Here is a 17,808-nt window from a genome sequence, read left to right on the forward strand (position 1 = left end):
GGTCAGCCCGGGTCTGGCTGTCCAAGCGTGGTCGGCGCAGCGAGAGGCAGCCTGGCGGTTGCGAGCCCGGAATGATCCGCGGAACACGGCCTAGAAGACCCGGTCGGCCTCGTACGGGCCGATCACCGCGAGGGCGCGCGGCCGCGACAGCAGATCGGCGGCCACCTCGGCCACATCCGCCCCGGACACGGCGTCGAACAGCGCCAGGTCCTCGTCGATCGAGTAGTGGCGCGGCTTGTTCAGCTCGTGCGAGAGCAGCCGCCCCATCCGGGCGTTGGTGCCCTCGCTGCCGAGCACCATGGAGCCCTGGATCTGCCCCTTGGCGCGGGTCAGCTCCTCGGCGGTGATCCCCGACGCGGCGACCTTCTCCAGTTCGTCGCGGCACACGCCGATGACCTCGTCGGCCTTCTCCGGCAGGCAGCCCGCGTAGATCTGGAACATGCCGGTGTCGGCGTAACCCGTCTGGTAGGCGTGCACCGAGTACGCCAGCCCCCGCTTCTCCCGCACCTCCTGGAACAGGCGGGACGACATGCCCCCGCCCAGGGCCGCGCTGAGCAGCCGCAGCGCGTGCCAGCGCGGGTCGGTCCGGGTGATGCCCTCCGAGCCCAGGATGATGTGCGCCTGCTCGGTGTCGCGCGGCTGCACCACGGTGCCGCTGTTCGTGGCGACCGGGCCGCCCCCCGTGCGCGGACGGGCCGCACGGGCGTCACCGGCGGCGGCCGACTGGTCGGCGAACATCGCCCGGACCTGCTCCACCACCTGGTCGTGGTCCAGGCTTCCGGCCGCTGTCACGATCAGCTCGCCGGGCACGTACACGTTCCGGTACTGCTCGGCGATCCGGTCCCGGGGCAGTGCCCGGATCGTGTCGATGGTGCCCAGGATGGGGCGGCCCAGCGGGGTGTCGCCGTAGAAGTGCGCGGCGAAGACATCGTCCACCAGGTCGGCGGGCTCGTCCTCGTACATGGCGATCTCCTCCAGGATCACGCCCCGCTCCGTCTCCACCTCCCCCGCGTCGAGCACCGAGTTCGCGACCATGTCACCGACGACCTCGATGGCCAGCGGCAGGTCGCGGTCCAGCACCTTCGCGTAGTAGCAGGTGTGCTCCTTCGTGGTGTAGGCGTTGTGGTCCGCGCCCACACCGTCCAGCAGCGCGGAGATCTCCAGCGCCGACCGGGTCCGGGTCCCCTTGAACAGCAGGTGCTCCAGGAAGTGCGCCGACCCCGCGTGCGCGGAGTCCTCGTCACGGGAACCGGTGGTCGCCGAGATCCCGAACGCCGCGGACCGGCCACCCGGGATGTTCTCGGTGACCACGCGCAGTCCGCCGGGGAGGACCGTACGGCGCACCAGGCCGGAACCGCCGTCGGGCTCCAGCAGCGTCACGGTCGTGCCCGGATCCTGCTCGGCGGCGATGGGGACAGAGCTCATGAATCCTTCTTCTTCGCGTCGGAACATCGGCGGCCGGGCCACCGGGGCCCAGCCGAGAATACGCGCCGGGGGCGGCCGCACCCGTGGTGCGACCGCCCCCGACACGCGTCAATCAGGATCAGGTGTTCTCGGAACGCCCGCCCGAGCTGCGACGACGACGGCGACGCGGGGCGTCCCCGTCGGTGTCGCCACCGTTGTCCTCGCCCGCGGGGGCGTCGTCGGCCGGGGCCTCGGCCTCGACGACCGGAGCCGCGGAGGCGGCCTCGGCCTCGACGACCTCGACCGGGACCAGCGACAGCTTGCCGCGGTCGTCGATCTCGCGGATCTCGACCTGGACCTTCTCGCCGATGCCGATGACGTCGTCGAGGTTCTCGATCCGCTTGCCGCCGTGCAGCTTGCGGATCTGCGAGATGTGCAGCAGGCCGTCCTTGCCGGGCAGCAGCGACACGAACGCGCCGAACGTCGTGGTCTTGACGACGGTACCCAGGTACCGGTCGCCCACCTCGGGCATCGTCGGGTTCGCGATCTGGTTGATCGTGTCCCGCGCGGCCTCGGCGGACGGGCCGTCGGTGGCACCGATGTAGATGGTGCCGTCGTCCTCGATCGTGATCTCGGCGCCGGTGTCGTCCTGGATCGAGTTGATCATCTTGCCCTTGGGGCCGATGACCTCGCCGATCTTGTCCACCGGGACCTTGACGGTGAGGATGCGCGGAGCGTTCGGGCTCATCTCGGCCGGACGCTCGATCGCCTCCTGCATCACGTCGAGGATGGCCAGGCGGGCGCCGCGCGCCTGCTGGAGCGCGAGCGCCAGCTGCTCGGCGGGGATGCCGTCGAGCTTGGTGTCCAGCTGCAGGGCCGTGATGAGGTCACGGGTACCGGCGACCTTGAAGTCCATGTCGCCCATGGCGTCCTCGGCACCCAGGATGTCAGTGAGGGTGACGTACTCGTCGCCCTCGCTGATCAGACCCATGGCGATGCCCGACACCATCTCCTTGAGGGGCACGCCGGCCGCCATCAGGGACATGGTGGACGCGCAGACCGAGCCCATCGAGGTGGAGCCGTTGGACCCGAGGGCCTCGGACACCTGGCGGATGGCGTACGGGAACTCCTCGCGGGCCGGCAGCACCGGGAGCAGGGCGCGCTCGGCGAGGGCGCCGTGCCCGATCTCACGCCGCTTGGGCGAGCCCACCCGACCGGTCTCACCGGTGGAGTAGGGCGGGAAGTTGTAGTTGTGCATGTAGCGCTTGGTCTTGTCCGGGTTGAGCGTGTCAACCATCTGTTCCATGCGCAGCATGTTGAGCGTGGTGACACCCAGGATCTGGGTCTCGCCGCGCTCGAAGAGAGCGGAGCCGTGCACCCGCGGCAGGACGCCGACCTCGGCGCTCAGCCCACGGATGTCCTTGGGGCCGCGACCGTCGATGCGGACCTTCTCGCGCAGGACGCGCTCGCGCATGACCTGCTTGCTGAGCGAGCGGAAGGCACCGCCGATCTCCTTCTCGCGACCCTCGAAGTCCTCCGCCAGCTTCTCGCCGGCGACGGCCTTGACGCGGTCCAGCTCGGCGTCGCGATCCTGCTTGTCAGCGATGGTGAGCGCCTTGGAGAGCTCCTCGCGGACGGCGGCCTCGACGGCCGCGTACGCGTCGTCCTCGTAGTCGAGGAAGATCGGGAACTCGGTGACCTGGCGGCTCGCCTGGTCGGCGACGGCCTGCTGGGCCTTGCACAGCACCTTGATGAAGGGCTTGGCGGCTTCGAGGCCCTCGGAGACGGTCTGCTCGTTGGGGCCGACAGCGCCCTCGGCGACCAGCTTCAGCGTCCGGGGGGTGGACTCGGCCTCCACCATCATGATCGCCACGTCGCCGTCGTCGAGGACGCGACCGGCGACCACCATGTCGAAGGTGGCCCCCTCCAGCTCGGTGTGGGTCGGGAAGCCGACCCACTGGCCGTCGATCAGGGCGACGCGCACGCCGCCGATCGGGCCGGAGAAGGGGATCCCGGAGATCTGCGTGGACATCGAGGCCGCGTTGATGGCGACGACGTCGTACAGGTGCTCGGGGTGCAGGGCGAGGATCGTCTCGACGACCTGGATCTCGTTGCGCAGGCCCTTGCGGAACGACGGGCGCAGCGGCCGGTCGATCAGACGGCAGGTGAGGATGGCGTCCTCGGAGGGACGCCCCTCACGCCGGAAGAACGAGCCGGGGATGCGGCCCGCGGCGTACATGCGCTCCTCGACGTCCACCGTGAGGGGGAAGAAGTCGAGGTTCTCCTTGGGCCGCTTCGAGGCGGTGGTGGCCGACAGGACGACGGTCTCGTCGTCCAGGTAGACCGTCGCCGAACCGGCGGCCTGGCGGGCCAGGCGACCGGTCTCGAAGCGGATGGTACGGGAGCCGAACTTGCCATTGTCGATGACGGCTTCGGCTGAGTAAACGCCCTCCATGGGCGACCTCCTGCTACACGTTCGCGTTCGTCGCGCCGGGCACGGGTTTGTGCCCAGGGCGCTTCATGATTCGTATCCCGCGTCCGTGCCCCGGAGTTGATGACGGCCGGTCATCGATCGAAGCCCACGGCCCGCCCTGACGGGCGGTGTCCGGGGACCACTACCGAGGACCGGCCTCGACTCTGCGGCCGAGGGAGGGGCGCGGGTGATCTCTGTGAAATTAGGGCGAGCGGCGGTGTGTGTGACCGCCGTCGCGTCACACCTTACTAACAAAGCGGGAGCGGCCGAAGCCACTCCCGCCGATCACCTCTAGCGGCGCAGACCCAGACGCTCGATCAGCGAGCGGTAGCGGGTGATGTCCTGCTTGGCGATGTACTTGAGGAGGCGGCGACGGCGACCGACCATCAGGAGCAGGCCACGACGGCTGTGGTGGTCGTGCTTGTGGTCCTTGAGGTGCTCGGTCAGCTCGGTGATGCGGTGCGTGAGCAGCGCGACCTGGACCTCGGGGGAACCGGTGTCACCCTCGGTGGTGGCGTACTCGGCGATGATCTTCTCTTTGGTGGCGGTGTCGATCGACACGTCGCTCCTTCACTGGAAAGTCGGCACGCAGGGCGGATCCCGATACGAGACGGGGATCAGACGCGGTGACCGCGCGTGCGAACAGTCACCGTCGCGTGTGGTGCGCGCGGCCCTCCGCCGACGGCGTGGGTGCACCGCGCTCCCCACGGGAGCGGTCACCAGATTGTGACCGTCCGCGAGGCACACGTGGACGAACCCACCCTACCGCAGAGCACGAGGTGACGGGGCTGCCCCGCTGGTGCGCCCCGTCTCCCCGGGCCCCGCCCTCCGGAACTCAGGCCGCCCGGAGGACCTCGCGGCACAGGTCCACGTCCCTGCGCATGGCGACGATGAGCTCGTCGATGCTGTCGAAACGCTCCTGGCCGCGGATGCGGGCGGTGAAGTCCACGGTCATGTGGGCCCCGTAGAGCTCCAGGTCGTCGCGGTCCAGGGCGTAGGACTCCACCGTCCGCTCCGCACCGTCGAAGGTGGGGTTGCTGCCCACGGAGATCGCCGCGGGCCAGCGCGACTCGTATCCGGCCGGCGGTGCGACACGGCGCAGCCAGCCCGCGTAGACGCCGTCACCGGGGACCGCCGTGCCGGGCAGCAGGTCCATGTTGGCGGTGGGGAAGCCCAGCAGTTCGCGGCCGCGCGCCGCCCCGTGGACGATCTCGCCCTCGACCCGGTGCGGGCGGCCGAGCAGGTCGGCGGCCTCGGCCACGGCACCCTCGGCGAGCACTGAGCGCACCCGCGTGGAGGTGATGGCGTCGCCGTCCGCGACGAGCGCGACCCCGTCCGCGGTGAAGCCGTACCCGGCCCCGAGGTCCGCGAGCGCGGCGACGTCGCCCGCGGCGCGGTGCCCGAACCGGAAGTCCTCGCCCACGACCACGGCCGAGGCGTGCAGCCGGTCGACCAGCACACGGCGGACGAACTCCTCGGGGGTGAGGGAGGACAGGTCCTTGGTGAACGCCAGGACGCACACGGCGTCGGCACCGTGCTCCCCCAGCAGTTCCACCCGGCGCTCCAGCGGGGTCAGCACCGGAGGCGTGGTCCCGGTCAGCACCGCACGGGGGTGCGGGTCGAAGGTGACCGCGACCACCGGGAGGCCGAGCTCACGGCCGCGCCCGACGGCTGCCTCCAGGATGGCCTGGTGGCCTCGGTGCACCCCGTCGAACACGCCGACCGCCACCACGGAGCGCCCCTGCCCGGAGGGGATACCCTCCAGCCCGTCCCATCGCCGCACGTCCGACTCCCCTGCTCGTCGTTCCTCATGGCTCCGCGCCGAGCCCTGCCGCCATGGGCCACAGGGCTTTCAGGAACCAAGGGTGCCACGCCGGACGCACCCGCACCGACACGCGGGGTGTGTGGCCCGGCACACGCCCCGCACGCAGGCTTCGGTGGCTGCTCCCGGCTCAGCGTCCGCCTGAGTAATGGTAGGCATCGGCCCTGCCCTGTACATCGAGCACGGTGATTCGGCGCTCGGCCTCGTCGATCCGGTACCGCACGCGGTAGGACGAGCGCCTGGCGACCCACTGCCCGGAAAAGGGGGCGTTCAGGGGCTTTCCGACCGTGCGGGGTCTCTCGCGCAGGTCCCCGTTGACCAACTCCCAGACCGCCGAAGCGATCTTGAAGGGGAGTTCCTCGGTGAGCGCCCTGCGTGCGGGACGTGCGAGCACGAGGTCGTAGCGATCACTCACCCGGCATCCTCCAGCCTGGCCCGCTCGCGCATCAGGTCAGCCATCTCGTCCGCCGTTGTCAGGTCCCCTGCCCTCAGGGACTCCTCGGCCTCCCCCAGCCGCCGCTGCTCCTCAGGGCTGTCAAGGAGGGCGAAGGTCTCCGTCATCGACTCGTAGTCGTCCACGGAGATCACCACGACGCTGGGTCTGCCGTTGCGGGTGATGGTGACGGCGTCGTGGGTCCTCTCGACCTCGTCGACGATCTTGGACAGGTGGTTTCTGGCTTCGGCCAGCGGCATCATCGTCATGGCGAGAATTCTAGCCAATGAAACCCCTCCTGTACAGGATTCACGCCACCTTCCAACCTTGGGAGCAGCACGCGCAGGGGGCACAGGCCCGCGTGTCCTGCCTCGCGCTCCAGGAGGCGGGGCTCCGGCGGTCGTGAGCGCCGTGTGCGCGGGGCCGAGGCGCACGGCTCCGCTCCGCCGGTGGCGGACCGGGGTTGGCACACGGCCGGGCCACCGCTAACGTGCCCGGATGGCGATGATCGACACGGGTGGCACCCGACTCGCGTACGACGAGGCCGGCTCCGGCCCGGCCGTCGTGTTCGTACACGCGGGGGTGGGCGACCGGCGCATGTGGGACCACCAGTTCACCACGTTCGCGCGGACCCACCGGGTGGTCAGGTACGACTGGCGCGGGCACGGCGGTTCGGCCGACCACGAGGGGCCCGTCACCCACCACGAGGACCTGCTCGCCCTCATGGACGGGCTCGGGATCGAGCGCGCGACCCTGGTGGGTGCCTCCTACGGCGGCGCCTACTGCGCGGACGCCGCCCTGGCCGCACCCGACCGGGTCGAGGCCCTGGCCCTGGTGTGTCCGGGCATGTCGGGGCACGAGTGGCCCGAGGTGTTCGTACGCGAGTCCCGCAAGATGGCCCTGGCCGCGGTCCCCCACGAGCGCCTGGAGGTGTACCGGGCCGGCCGTGCCACGCCCGACCCCGCGGACGTCGCGGCGATGGCGCAGGCCCAGGCCCGCTTCGTGGTGCTGGGCCCCGGGCGGGACCCCGAGGACATGCCGCCGGAGGCATGGGACCTGTCCCTGCTGATGCTGCGGGAGCTGTTCGCGCGCCAGTGGTCGGGGCCTGTCCTCACGACCCGCCGGCCCGGCAGGCCCTCCAAGGCGCGGCTCGGCGACGTGGCCGCGCCCACCCTGGTGGTGAAGGGCCTGTCCGAGCCCGGCCCGGTCCAGGAGGTCGCCGACCTGTACGCGGAGGGGATCCCCGGCGCACGCCTCCTGGAATTGCCGGACACCGGGCACCTGCCGTCCGTCGAGCGCCCCGCGGAACTCACCGCCGCCCTCGCGGACTTCCTCGGCGCCCCCTGAGCCCGAAGCGGGATCAGGCGGGTTCGAACACCACCAGGGGCTTCATGTGGTCCCTGCGGTTCTCACCGAGCGCGATCACCCGGCCGTCGGGGGCGAACAGCCCGACGGGGCCGGAGCCCAGCGAGCTCGGTTCGATCCGGTTGCCGTTCTGGACACGACGGGTCTCGTCGTCGGTGAGCATGCGCACCGGGAAGGCGACCGCGACCGCGCGGGCCAGTGGCACCTGCGCGAACTCCACGGCCAGCTGGTCGAGCGTGCGGGCCTGCGACAGGTCGTAGGGGCCCACCCGTGTGCGGCGCAGCGCGGTCAGGTGGCCGCCCACGCCCAGTTCCCCGCCCATGTCGCGGGCGAGCGCGCGGATGTAGGTACCGCTGGAGCACGTGACCACGGCGTCCACGTCCACGAACACGCCGTCGGCGTCCTCCACCCGGCGGATGTCGGTGATCTCGAACCCCGCGACGGTGACCGTGCGGGGCTTGAGCACGACCTCCTTGCCCTCGCGCGCCGACTTGTAGGCACGCTTGCCGTCCACCTTGATCGCGCTGACCTGCGGCGGAACCTGCTGGATCTCACCGGTCAGCCCGGCCACCGCCGCACGCACCGCCTCGTCCCCGACCCCGGAGGCGTCCACCCGGGCCCCGGGCTCGCCCTCGGCGTCGTCGGTGTTGGTCACCAGTCCGAGCCGGATGGTGGCGTCGTACACCTTCTCCGTCAGCGTCAGGTGGCCGAGGAGCTTGGTGCCCTTCTCGATCCCCAGGACGAGGACCCCCGTCGCCATCGGGTCCAGGGTGCCCGCGTGGCCGACCCGGCGCGTGCGCGCCAGCCCGCGCGTCTTGGCGACCACGTCGTGCGAGGTCCAGTCGGCGGGCTTGTCGACGACGACGACGCCGCTCTCGGCCATGGGAATCCTCGGATCATCGGAAGGGGAAGGAAAAGGGGACGGCGGCGGCGCGACCGCGCCGCCGCCGGTGGTGCTCGGCGGGACTCTACTCGTCCTCGTCCTCGTCGTCCTCGCGGGGAGCCTTGTACGGGTCGGCCTCGCCCGCGTGCTGGGCGCCGGTGGCCTTCTCGGCCACCTCGGCGTCGGACTGGCGCGCCTTGACCAGCAGTTCCTCGATGTGCTGGGCGTTCTCCTGCACCTCGTCGATGACGAAGGTGAGGCTCGGCGTGTGCCGGATGCCCGTCTGGCGTCCCACCTCGCTGCGGATGACGCCCTTGGCGCTCTCCAGAGCGGCGGCGGAGGCGGCCTTCTCCTCCGGGCTGCCGAACACCGTGTAGTACACCGTGGCGTCCCGCAGGTCAGCGGTGATGCGCGCGTCGGTCACGGTGACGAATCCCAGGCGTGGGTCCTTGATCCGCCGGTCCAGCATCTCGGCGACGATGCGCTGGATGCGGTCGGCGATCTTCCGCGCGCGTGCGGCGTCAACCATCGTCAGTCTTCCTCTTCGTTGAAGAGCCGCTGCCTGGCGGAGAGCAGCTCCAGTTCGGGACGTCCCGCGACGAAACGCTCGCAGGTGTCCATCAGTTCACGGGCGTGCGCCGCCGTCGGCGCGACCACCGCCACGCCGATCTTGACCCGTCGGTGCAGGTCCTGGTCCCCGACCTCGGAGACCGAGACGGAGAACTTACGGCGCAGGTCGGCGATCACCGGCCGGACCAGCGAGCGCTTCTGTTTGAGCGAGTGGACGTCACCGAGAAGGACGTCCAGGGTCAGCGACCCGACGTACACATGATCACCTGTGGTGTTGTGCGGAATGAGTACGGGGCCCCGGCCTCACGGCCGGGGCCCCTTCGGATCAGGCTCCGCGAGGGTTAGTCGCGGGACTTCTCCTGCATCTCGTAGGTCTCGATGACGTCCGCGATACGGATGTCGTTGTAGCCGACACCGATACCGCACTCGAAGCCCTCGCGGACCTCGGTCGCATCGTCCTTGAACCGCCGCAGGGACTCCACGGTGAGGTTCTCGGAGATGACAACCCCTTCGCGGATGATCCGTGCCTTGGTGTTGCGGCGGATGAGGCCGCCACGGACGATCGAGCCCGCGATGTTGCCGATCTTCGGAACCTTGAAGACCTCGCGGACCTCGGCGCTGCCGAGCTGGACTTCTTCGTAGACCGGCTTGAGGAGGCCCTTGACCGCGGCCTCGACCTCGTCGATGGCCTGGTAGATCACCGAGTAGTACCGGATGTCGACGCCCATGCGGTCAGCCAGCTCGCTGTTCTTGCCCTCGGGCCGAACGTTGAAGCCGATGATGATCGCGTCGGCGGACGACGCCAGGTTGATGTCGTTCTGCGTGATCGCACCGACACCGCGGCCGATGACGCGGATGTTGACCTCGTCACCACCCGAGTCGATCTTGAGGAGCGACTCCTCCAGCGCCTCGACCGAACCGGACATGTCGCCCTTGATGAGGAGGAGCAGCTCGGAGCGCTCACCCTCCTTGAGGGCGTCCTGCCAGGTCTCGAACGTGACGCGGCGGGCCGAACGCGCCTGCTGGGCGAAGCGCTCGCGCGCCTCACGCTGCTGGGCGATCTGCCGGGCCACCCGGTCGTCCTTGACGACCAGGAAGCTGTCGCCGGCGCTGGGAACGTTGGTCAGACCCACCACCTGCACCGGGCGCGACGGCTCGGCGCTCTGCACGTTGTCGCCGTGCTCGTCGAGCATGGCGCGAACGCGGCCGTAGGCGTCACCGCAGACGATGGAGTCGCCGACGTTGAGCGTGCCTCGCTGGACCAGCACCGTGGCCATGGAACCGCGACCGCGGTCCAGGTAGGCCTCGATGGCCAGACCCTGGGCGTCCATGTCCGGGTTGGCGGTCAGGTCGAGCGACGCGTCGGAGGTCAGCACGATCGACTCGAGCAGGCCGTCGATGTTGTCGCCCTTGAGCGCGGAGATGTCCACGAACTGGACGTCGCCGCCGTACTCCTCGGCGACCAGGCCGTACTCGGTGAGCTGCGCGCGGACCCGCTGCGGGTCGGCGCCCTCGACGTCGATCTTGTTGACCGCGACCACGATCGGCACGTCGGCCGCCTTGGCGTGGTCGATGGCCTCTGCCGTCTGCGGCTTGACGCCGTCGTCGGCCGCGACCACCAGCACCGCGATGTCGGTGACCTTCGCACCACGGGCACGCATGGCGGTGAACGCCTCGTGACCGGGGGTGTCGATGAAGGTGAGCTTGCGCTCCTCGCCGTCCACCACCGTGGAGACCTGGTAGGCACCGATGTGCTGGGTGATGCCGCCGGCCTCGCCGCTGACGACGTTGGTCTTGCGGATGGTGTCCAGCAGTCGGGTCTTACCGTGGTCGACGTGACCCATGACGGTGACCACGGGCGGACGGGGACGCAGGTCCTCGGCCGTGCCGTCGTCCTCGCCGAACTCGATGGAGAAGGACTCCAGCAGCTCGCGGTCCTCGTCCTCGGGACTGACGACCTCGATGCGGTAGCTGAGCTCCTCGCCCAGCAGCTGGAGCGACTCGTCGGGCAGCGACTGGGTCGCGGTGACCATCTCACCCAGGTGCATCATGACCTGGACGAGCGACGCCGGGTTGACGTCGATCTTGTCACCGAAGTCCGACAGCGAGGCGCCGCGGGACAGGCGGATGACCTGGTTGTTGCCGCCAGGGATCTTGACGCCGCCGAAGGACGGGGCCTGGAGGTCGTTGAACTCCTGGCGCCGCTGCTTCTTGGACTTGCGGGCACGCCCGGGACGACCGCCCGGACGACCGAACGCACCGGCCGTACCGCCGCCGCGACCGCGACCGCCGCCACCGGGACGGCCACCGAAGCCACCCGGACGACCGCCACCGGCACCGCCGCCGCCACCGGGACGCGGACCGGCGCCCGCGGGGGCTCCCCCGCGGCCACGGCCTGCGCCGCCACCGGGACGACCGCCGCCGCCACCGCGACCGCCGCCCGCAGGCGAGGCCGGTCGGGAGGAGGGCATGTTCATCGGGCTGGGACGCGGACCGCCGGGACGGGGTCCGCCTGCGCCGCCACCGGGACGCGGGGGTCCACCCGCGGCACCACCCGGACGCGGGGCGCCCGCGGCGCCGCCGGGACGCGGGGCGCGCTGGTCGCCACCGCCCTGCGGGCCGGGACGCGGACCCGGGCGGGGACCGCCCGGACGCGGGGCACCGGCACCGGGAGCACCGGCACCCGGAGCGCCACCAGGACGCGGAGCGGGCTTGGAACCCATGCCGGAGGCGTTGGACGCGAACGGGTTGTTGCCCGGACGCGGACCGGACGTGCGCGGACCCGGACGGGCTCCGCCACGCTCGGGACGGTCGCCGCGCTGGGGACGCTCACCACGCTGGGGGCGCTCACCGCGCTCGGGACGCGCACCTTCGGAACGGCCGCCCTCGGGGCGCCCTCCCTCGGGACGCGCACCCTCGGGACGGCCGGTCTCGGGGCGCGCAGCCTCGGGACGTGCGGCCTCGGGGCGCGCAACCTCGGGGCGGGGCTCCTCGGAGCGCACACTCTCGGGGCGACCTGCGGGACCACCGGGCTTGGGCGCGCCGCCGGGGCGGGCACCTGCCTCACCGCGGGGGGCCTTGGGGCCGGGCTTGGGCGCACCGGGGCGCGGGGCGGACTCGCCCTGCGCGGCCGACGGCTTGGGCGCGGCGGGAGCCGGCTTCGGACCCGGCTTGGGGGCGGGACCCGGCTTCGGGGCCGCACCCGGCTCGGACGCGGCGCGCGGGCCGGGCTTGGGAGCCGGGCCCTTCTTGCCGCCGTCGGAACCGTTGTTGAAGGCTTCTTGGAGGCGTCGCACGACGGGGGCCTCTATCGTCGAGGACGCCGAACGGACGAATTCGCCCATCTCGTTGAGCTTGGCCAGCACGGCCTTGCTCTCTACACCGAACTCTTTGGCGAGTTCGTACACCCGGACCTTCGCCACTACTCTCCTTCAGCTTCGGTCCGGGACATGGGCTTATGCCGGACCGTCGTTAACTCGAGTTACTCATCGCTGCGTACTCATCAGGCGCTCATCGCGATCTCGACCTGCTTCCTCATCGCTACACAACAATGGGTCGGTACTCACGTGCCGACACAGCACTGGTACGCCGACCTCGGTTATGACAACCCAGAGACCGGCCCAGACATTCCAACCCTATCGGGAACGGTGACCCTGTCCGCCACGCGGGGCGGCATCGAACAGGGCCTCCACGGGTGAGAGGTCCCACCCGGCGTCACCCGCTCCCCTCCGGTAGGCGCGAGGCCAGACCCTGCGACGTTCGGCGAGCTCAAGGCACCGCCGGTCGTCGTGGAGGTAGGCGCCACGTCCCGGACGTCGACCCCGGGTGTCGGGCGTAATGGCCGTGCCCACAGCCACCAGCCGCACGAGGTCGGACTGGACTGCCCGTGACCGGCACCCTACGCAAGTGCGCACGGGGCCGTCGGGACCGTCTCCGGCCACCATATCGCGTCGGGACATCGCCGCGACCCGATCAACCGACCGCGGCGTCGCCGTCGCCGTCGGTTCCGTCACCGTCGACGGTACCGGCGACGGGCTCGGCGTCGGAGCGGATGTCGATGCGCCAGCCGGTCAGACGGGCGGCCAGGCGGGCGTTCTGGCCCTCCTTGCCGATCGCCAGGGACTGCTGGTAGTCGGGCACGATCACGCGCGCAACACGCGCGGCCATGTCAAGGATTTCCACAGAATTGACCCGCGCCGGCGAGAGCGCGTTGGCCACGAACACGGCCGGGTCCTCGGAGAAGTCGACGATGTCGATCTTCTCTCCGTGGAGCTCCGCCATCACGTTGCGGACACGGCTGCCGAGCGGGCCGATGCAGGCGCCCTTGGCGTTGACGCCGCCCCGGTGCGAGCGGACGGCCATCTTGGTGCGGTGGCCCGCCTCCCTGGCGATGGCCGAGATCTCGACGGTGCCGTCGGCGATCTCGGGCACCTCCAGCTCGAAGAGCTTGCGCACCAGGTTCGGGTGGGTGCGCGAGAGGGTGACGGACGGACCGCGGTGCCCCTTGCGCACCTGCACCACGTAGGCGCGCAGGCGCTCCCCGTGGGTGTAGGTCTCGGTGGGCACCTGCTCCTGCGGGGGAAGGATCGCCTCCAGCTTGCCGAGGTCGACCAGCACGTTGCGGGGGTCCCTGCCCTGCTGGATGATGCCGGAGACGATGTCGTGCTCGCGTCCGGCGAACTCGCCCAGGGTCAGCTCGTCCTCGGCGTCACGCAGACGCTGGAGGATGACCTGCTTGGCGGTGGAGGTCGCGATACGGCCGAAACCGGACGGGGTGCCGTCGGACTCGCCGACGACCCCGCCCTCCTCGTCCGTCTCGGACACCCACACGGTCACGTGTCCGGTCGAGCGGTTGAGCTCGACCCGGGCCTTCTTGTCGGGCCCCTCCTCGCGGTGGTAGGCGATCAGCAGCGCGTCCTCGATGGCCTTGGCGACCAGCTCGACCGCGATGTCCTTCTCGCGCTCCAGGCTGCGTAGGACACTCATGTCAATATCCACGGGGCTCCCCCTCTAGTCCGCCGCGTCGGTGTCGGCTTCGCGACGGAATTCCACCTGGACCCTGCCCGGGCCGAGCTCGGCGTGGGCGAGGGTGCGGGGCCGGCCCTCGACGTCGAGGGTGACGCCCTCGTCGTCGGCACCGGTGACCCGGCCGGTGACGTCGCCGCCCTCGGCGAGGGCGGCCTTGACCAGCCGGCCACGGGAGCGCCGCCAGTGGCGCGGCTGCGTCAGCGGTCGGTCCACCCCGGGCGAGGTGACCTCCAGGACGTAGGGCAGTTCGCCCATGACGTCGGAGGCGTCCAGGGTGGCGTTGACCTCCTGGCTGACCTCACCGACCCGGTCCAGGTCCACCCCGTCGTCGGAGTCGACGACGACGCGCAGGACCCGGCGCTTGCCCGCCGGTGTCAGCTCGACGGCCTCCAGGTCCAGTCCGGCCTCGGCCAGTACCGGCTCCAGCAGCTCGGCGATGCGCTCTTCGCGTGCCTGCGCTCCCATGTGGTGTGCCCCTCCAGCGGAGAAATCCCGCCCGTGCGGCCTCCGGCCGGTGTACGGGGCGGTCCAGCTCTGTACGTAGTTTGCGACTGAACGGCCCGCTCCCCTGAGGGACGCGGACCGGCCGCGCGTCGCGTGCGACGGCGGTTGTGCTGCAAGGGTATCCACACCCGGGCGCGGTCCAGGTCGCCGTCGGTGCCCGGAGCGCGTCACCGCGTGGCCTCCAGGACCGGGAAAGCCCGCGTGGCGGGGTGTGTCGGCGCGGGCAGCTCCCCGCGCGGACCGTGGAAAGATGGGGCCGTGGCCGTCCCGGACGGCCGCCGGGCCGACGAGGGACGGTCCGGGGTACGGAGGGAGAGCACGTGGGCCAGGTGAACGGCTGCGTCATCAGCCGCCGGACGGCGCTGGGCGCGGCGGTGGCCGGAGCGGCGGTCGCGGGTCTGGCCGGGTGCGGCGAGGCCGAGTGGTACCCCGCGGACATGACCCCGGACGAGTACGTCCTCCGGTCGGTGATCCGTGAGAAGGAACGGATGGTCGTCCGCTACGAGACGGCGATCGCCGAGGGGTCGGGGCCGGCGGAACTTCTGGAACAGCTGCTGGGCCACCACCTGACCCATATGGACGCGCTGGTGGAGTCGCTGCCCGCGGACGCCTCCCCCTCCCCGCCCGCCGACCTCGCGGCCGGAGAGGGCACCGCTCCCCCGGAGGCGCCCGACGCGGTGACGGACACCGCCGGGCTGCGGCTGCTGGAGTCGGCGGCGACGAGCGCCCGCCTCGACCAGGCCGGGGCCGTCTCCGACCCCGGACTGGCACAGCTGATCACCGGCATCGGCGCCTGCGAGGCAGGACACGCGTACCTGCTGGCCAGGGCCTAGGGAGAGTTTTTTTGGAAGGCTTCCGGGCCGGTCGGCGGCCGACCGGCCGGGCGATCTTCCGACCGGTCATCCACGAACGTGAAGGCGGTACTGGTGAGCGAGAGCCCCGCGTCCACCCCGGACGGGTCGGACCCCGGCCCCGAGGCGCTGGCCGAGGCGCTGAGCGCCGAGCACGCTGCGGTGTACGGATACGAGTTCGTCGGCGGAGCCGCCGGGGACGAGGACCGGCGCGAGCGGGCCCTGGAGGCGGCGCAGCAGCACAAGGCCCTGCGTGACGCGCTGCGCGCGGCCGCGGTGGAACGCGGCATCGAAGCGCCGTCCGCGCCGGCCTCGCACCCGCTGCCGGAGGAGCGCGGGGGCGAGGCCCTCGACGCCTTCGCGGTCGGGTTGGAGGAGACGGCCGCGCGCGCGTACCTGTGGCTGGCGGCGTCGGCCGACACCGGCCTGCGGCTGGAGGGCGCACGCGCCCTCCAGGAGACGACGCTGCGCGGCCTGGAGTGGGGCGGGGAGCTGGACGCCCTTCCCGGCTTCGAGAGCGCCTGAGGGCAGTACACGCGCGGGGCCGGGGATCCCTCCCCGGCCCCGCGCGGTCGTGCTCGCTAGCTACGGCAGGCGGCGACGGTGCGCTCCACGATCTCGGCCACGGCGACCTCCTCGCGGTCGCCCGTGGCGCGGTCCCGCAGCTCCACCAGCCCGTCCTTGAGCCCGCGGCCGACGATGACGCCGGTCGGAACACCCAGCAGCTCCGCGTCGGTGAACTTCACGCCCGGTGAGACTCCCTTGCGGTCGTCCACCAGGACGCGCAGGCCACGGGCCTCCAGCTCCGCGCCGATCCGCAGGGCCTCCTCGATCTGCTCACCCTTGCCGGTGCCGACCACGTGCACGTCGGCGGGGGCGATGGCGCGCGGCCAGACGATGCCCTTGTCGTCGTGGGACTGCTCGACGACGCAGGCGACGGCGCGCGAGACGCCGACCCCGTAGGAGCCCATGGTGATGCGCTTGGGTTTCCCGTCGGCCCCGAGTGCGTCCACCTGGAAGGTGTCGGTGTACTTGCGGCCGAGCTGGAAGATGTGGCCGATCTCGATACCGCGTGCGGTGTAGAGCGTGCCCCGCCCGTCGGGCGAGGGATCGCCGTCGCGGACCACGGCGACGTCGATGGTGCCGTCCGGGGTGAAGTCGCGCCCGGCCACCAGGTCGATGACGTGGTGGTCGGTCCTGTCCGCGCCGGTCACCCAGGCGGTGCCGGTGACCACGCGCGGGTCGACCAGGTAGCGGACCTTGTTGTCCAGCAGGGCCCGGGGGCCGATGTAGCCCTTGGCCAGGAACGGGTTCGCCGCGAAGTCGGCCTCGTCCAGGAGCGCGACCTCGGCGGGTTCCAGTGCGGCCTCCAGGCGCTTGAGGTCGACGTCGCGGTCGCCGGGCAGGCCGATGGCCAGCAGCTCCCAGTCCTGGGAGCCCGGTGCGCGGGTCTTGACGAGGAGGTTCTTGAGGGTGTCGGCCTCGCTGAAGTCGCGGCCCGTCCCGGCCCCGTTGAGGAAGTCCACCAGCGTCTGGATCGTGGCGGTGTCCGGGGTGTGGTGCACCACGGCCTCGGGCAGCCCCTCGACGGGCAGGGCGGGGGGCGACGGGACGGCGACGGCCTCGACGTTCGCGGCGTAGTCGGACTCCGTGCTGCGCACGAAGGTGTCCTCGCCGTTCGCGGCCACGGCCAGGAACTCCTCCGAGGCCGAGCCGCCCATGGCGCCGGACGTGGCGGAGACGATGACGTACTCCAGTCCGAGCCGGTCGAAGATCCGGATGTAGGCCGCGCGGTGGGCCTCGTAGGAGGCCTGGAGGCCCTCGTCGTCGATGTCGAAGGAGTAGGAGTCCTTCATGTGGAACTCGCGGCCGCGGAGCACCCCCGCCCGGGGGCGCGCCTCGTCGCGGAACTTCTCCTGGATCTGGTACAGGACGACGGGGAAGTCCTTGTAGGAGGAGTACTCGCCCTTGACCAGGAGCGTGAACAGCTCCTCGTGGGTGGGGCCGAGCAGGTAGTCGGCGCCCTTGCGGTCCTTGAGGCGGAACAGGGTGTCGCCGTACTCCTCCCAGCGGCCGGACGCCTCGTAGAACTCCTTGGGCAGGAGGGCGGGGAGGAGGACCTCCTGGCCGCCGATGGCGGCCATCTCCTCGTGCACGATCCGTGCGACGTTGTCCAGGACCATCTTGCCCAGCGGCAGCCAGCTGTAGATGCCGGGGGCGGCGCGGCGCACGAAACCGCCGCGGACGAGGAGCTTGTGGCTCGGCACCTCGGCGTCCGCCGGGTCCTCACGCAGGGTGCGAAGGAACAGGTTCGACATCCGCAGCAGCACGGCCACTCCTCGGTGAACACGCCCGTGGGGCGTGGGAACTCAACTATGGGGAGACCCAGGCTAGCGGTAGTGCGGACGCGTTCGCGCGTGGGTTGCGCGAGTGGTCCCGCCGCTACCTAGGCTGGAGGATCGGCGAACCGGGCGC

17 protein-coding genes are annotated in these 17,808 nt (G+C 71.3%); 3 read left to right on the forward strand and 14 right to left on the reverse strand.

Annotated elements, in window-relative coordinates:
* Window positions 1-90: 90 nt before the first annotated feature.
* The 6 genes from ACFWTE_RS15170 to ACFWTE_RS15195 form a co-directional block, all read right to left on the reverse strand.
* On the reverse strand, window positions 91-1,425 hold the full coding sequence (locus ACFWTE_RS15170) for a M16 family metallopeptidase (RefSeq protein WP_378779995.1): 1,335 nt from the start codon (window positions 1,423-1,425) through the stop codon (window positions 91-93).
* A gap of 118 nt (window positions 1,426-1,543) precedes the next feature.
* Window positions 1,544-3,859 carry a polyribonucleotide nucleotidyltransferase gene (locus tag ACFWTE_RS15175; RefSeq protein ID WP_378779996.1) on the reverse strand — a complete coding sequence of 772 codons (2,316 nt, stop codon included), beginning with the start codon at window positions 3,857-3,859 and terminating at the stop codon, window positions 1,544-1,546.
* Window positions 3,860-4,168: 309 nt separating this feature from the next.
* Window positions 4,169-4,438 (reverse strand): 30S ribosomal protein S15, encoded by a 270-nt coding sequence (gene rpsO / locus ACFWTE_RS15180; RefSeq protein ID WP_267948452.1) that lies wholly within the window; start codon window positions 4,436-4,438, stop codon window positions 4,169-4,171.
* Window positions 4,439-4,712: 274 nt separating this feature from the next.
* Window positions 4,713-5,660, reverse strand: coding sequence for a bifunctional riboflavin kinase/FAD synthetase (locus tag ACFWTE_RS15185; RefSeq protein ID WP_378779997.1), 948 nt, complete (start codon window positions 5,658-5,660; stop codon window positions 4,713-4,715).
* 169 nt (window positions 5,661-5,829) lie between these two features.
* Entirely contained in the window at window positions 5,830-6,114 is a 285-nt protein-coding gene (locus ACFWTE_RS15190) for a type II toxin-antitoxin system RelE/ParE family toxin (RefSeq protein WP_378779998.1), read from the reverse strand.
* Window positions 6,111-6,401, reverse strand: a complete 291-nt coding sequence (locus tag ACFWTE_RS15195) for a type II toxin-antitoxin system Phd/YefM family antitoxin (RefSeq protein WP_378779999.1) — start codon at window positions 6,399-6,401, stop codon at window positions 6,111-6,113. Before ACFWTE_RS15195 ends, ACFWTE_RS15190 begins: the two co-directional genes overlap by 4 nt.
* Window positions 6,402-6,630: 229 nt before the next feature.
* On the opposite strand from ACFWTE_RS15195, the gene ACFWTE_RS15200 reads away from it, so the two are divergent.
* Window positions 6,631-7,479 carry an alpha/beta fold hydrolase gene (locus tag ACFWTE_RS15200; protein ID WP_378780000.1) on the forward strand — a complete coding sequence of 283 codons (849 nt, stop codon included), beginning with the start codon at window positions 6,631-6,633 and terminating at the stop codon, window positions 7,477-7,479.
* Window positions 7,480-7,492: 13 nt separating this feature from the next.
* Here the strand turns inward: ACFWTE_RS15200 and truB are convergent, their stop codons facing one another.
* The 7 genes from truB to rimP form a co-directional block, all read right to left on the reverse strand.
* Window positions 7,493-8,380, reverse strand: coding sequence for a tRNA pseudouridine(55) synthase TruB (truB, locus tag ACFWTE_RS15205; protein ID WP_378780001.1), 888 nt, complete (start codon window positions 8,378-8,380; stop codon window positions 7,493-7,495).
* 85 nt (window positions 8,381-8,465) lie between these two features.
* The gene (rbfA, locus tag ACFWTE_RS15210; RefSeq protein WP_330091995.1) at window positions 8,466-8,909 is read right to left on the reverse strand and encodes a 30S ribosome-binding factor RbfA; all 444 of its coding nucleotides are present in this window, start codon (window positions 8,907-8,909) and stop codon (window positions 8,466-8,468) included.
* A 2-nt stretch (window positions 8,910-8,911) separates the two neighbouring features.
* Window positions 8,912-9,208, reverse strand: coding sequence for a DUF503 domain-containing protein (locus tag ACFWTE_RS15215; RefSeq protein ID WP_378780002.1), 297 nt, complete (start codon window positions 9,206-9,208; stop codon window positions 8,912-8,914).
* An 83-nt stretch (window positions 9,209-9,291) separates the two neighbouring features.
* Complete coding sequence (gene infB / locus ACFWTE_RS15220) at window positions 9,292-12,372, reverse strand: translation initiation factor IF-2 (protein ID WP_378780003.1); 3,081 nt, start codon at window positions 12,370-12,372, stop codon at window positions 9,292-9,294.
* Window positions 12,373-12,585: 213 nt separating this feature from the next.
* Window positions 12,586-12,909, reverse strand: a complete 324-nt coding sequence (locus ACFWTE_RS15225; RefSeq protein ID WP_378780004.1) for a YlxR family protein — start codon at window positions 12,907-12,909, stop codon at window positions 12,586-12,588.
* Between the two features lie 13 nt (window positions 12,910-12,922).
* Window positions 12,923-13,936, reverse strand: a complete 1,014-nt coding sequence (gene nusA, locus ACFWTE_RS15230) for a transcription termination factor NusA (RefSeq protein ID WP_378780005.1) — start codon at window positions 13,934-13,936, stop codon at window positions 12,923-12,925.
* 24 nt (window positions 13,937-13,960) lie between these two features.
* Window positions 13,961-14,443, reverse strand: coding sequence for a ribosome maturation factor RimP (rimP, locus tag ACFWTE_RS15235; RefSeq protein ID WP_378780006.1), 483 nt, complete (start codon window positions 14,441-14,443; stop codon window positions 13,961-13,963).
* A gap of 359 nt (window positions 14,444-14,802) precedes the next feature.
* Here rimP and ACFWTE_RS15240 point away from each other — a divergent pair, with 359 nt between their 5' ends.
* A complete protein-coding gene (locus ACFWTE_RS15240; protein ID WP_378780007.1) occupies window positions 14,803-15,315 on the forward strand; it encodes a ferritin-like domain-containing protein in 513 nt (170 codons plus the stop codon).
* 93 nt (window positions 15,316-15,408) lie between these two features.
* Complete coding sequence (locus tag ACFWTE_RS15245) at window positions 15,409-15,858, forward strand: ferritin-like domain-containing protein (protein WP_378780008.1); 450 nt, start codon at window positions 15,409-15,411, stop codon at window positions 15,856-15,858.
* A 56-nt stretch (window positions 15,859-15,914) separates the two neighbouring features.
* Here ACFWTE_RS15245 and ACFWTE_RS15250 read toward each other — a convergent pair whose 3' ends face one another.
* The gene (locus ACFWTE_RS15250; protein WP_378780036.1) at window positions 15,915-17,651 is read right to left on the reverse strand and encodes a proline--tRNA ligase; all 1,737 of its coding nucleotides are present in this window, start codon (window positions 17,649-17,651) and stop codon (window positions 15,915-15,917) included.
* Between the last annotated feature and the right edge of the window lie 157 nt (window positions 17,652-17,808).

Origin of the sequence: Nocardiopsis sp. NPDC058631, assembly GCF_042716955.1 — a bacterium.
Classification (GTDB): Bacteria; Actinomycetota; Actinomycetes; order Streptosporangiales; family Streptosporangiaceae; genus Nocardiopsis.

Excerpts from the sequence above, each read along its gene's own strand:
- ACFWTE_RS15170 (WP_378779995.1), bottom strand. The coding sequence starts at position 1,425 with ATGAGCTCTGTCCCCATCGCCGCCGAGCAGGATCCGGGCACGACCGTG.
- ACFWTE_RS15175 (WP_378779996.1), bottom strand. The coding sequence starts at position 3,859 with ATGGAGGGCGTTTACTCAGCCGAAGCCGTCATCGACAATGGCAAGTTC.
- ACFWTE_RS15195 (WP_378779999.1), bottom strand. The coding sequence starts at position 6,401 with ATGACGATGATGCCGCTGGCCGAAGCCAGAAACCACCTGTCCAAGATC.
- ACFWTE_RS15200 (WP_378780000.1), top strand. The coding sequence starts at position 6,631 with ATGGCGATGATCGACACGGGTGGCACCCGACTCGCGTACGACGAGGCC.
- truB (WP_378780001.1), bottom strand. The coding sequence starts at position 8,380 with ATGGCCGAGAGCGGCGTCGTCGTCGTCGACAAGCCCGCCGACTGGACC.
- rbfA (WP_330091995.1), bottom strand. The coding sequence starts at position 8,909 with ATGGTTGACGCCGCACGCGCGCGGAAGATCGCCGACCGCATCCAGCGC.
- ACFWTE_RS15225 (WP_378780004.1), bottom strand. The coding sequence starts at position 12,909 with ATGTCCCGACGCGATATGGTGGCCGGAGACGGTCCCGACGGCCCCGTG.
- nusA (WP_378780005.1), bottom strand. The coding sequence starts at position 13,936 with ATGAGTGTCCTACGCAGCCTGGAGCGCGAGAAGGACATCGCGGTCGAG.
- rimP (WP_378780006.1), bottom strand. The coding sequence starts at position 14,443 with ATGGGAGCGCAGGCACGCGAAGAGCGCATCGCCGAGCTGCTGGAGCCG.
- ACFWTE_RS15250 (WP_378780036.1), bottom strand. The coding sequence starts at position 17,651 with ATGTCGAACCTGTTCCTTCGCACCCTGCGTGAGGACCCGGCGGACGCC.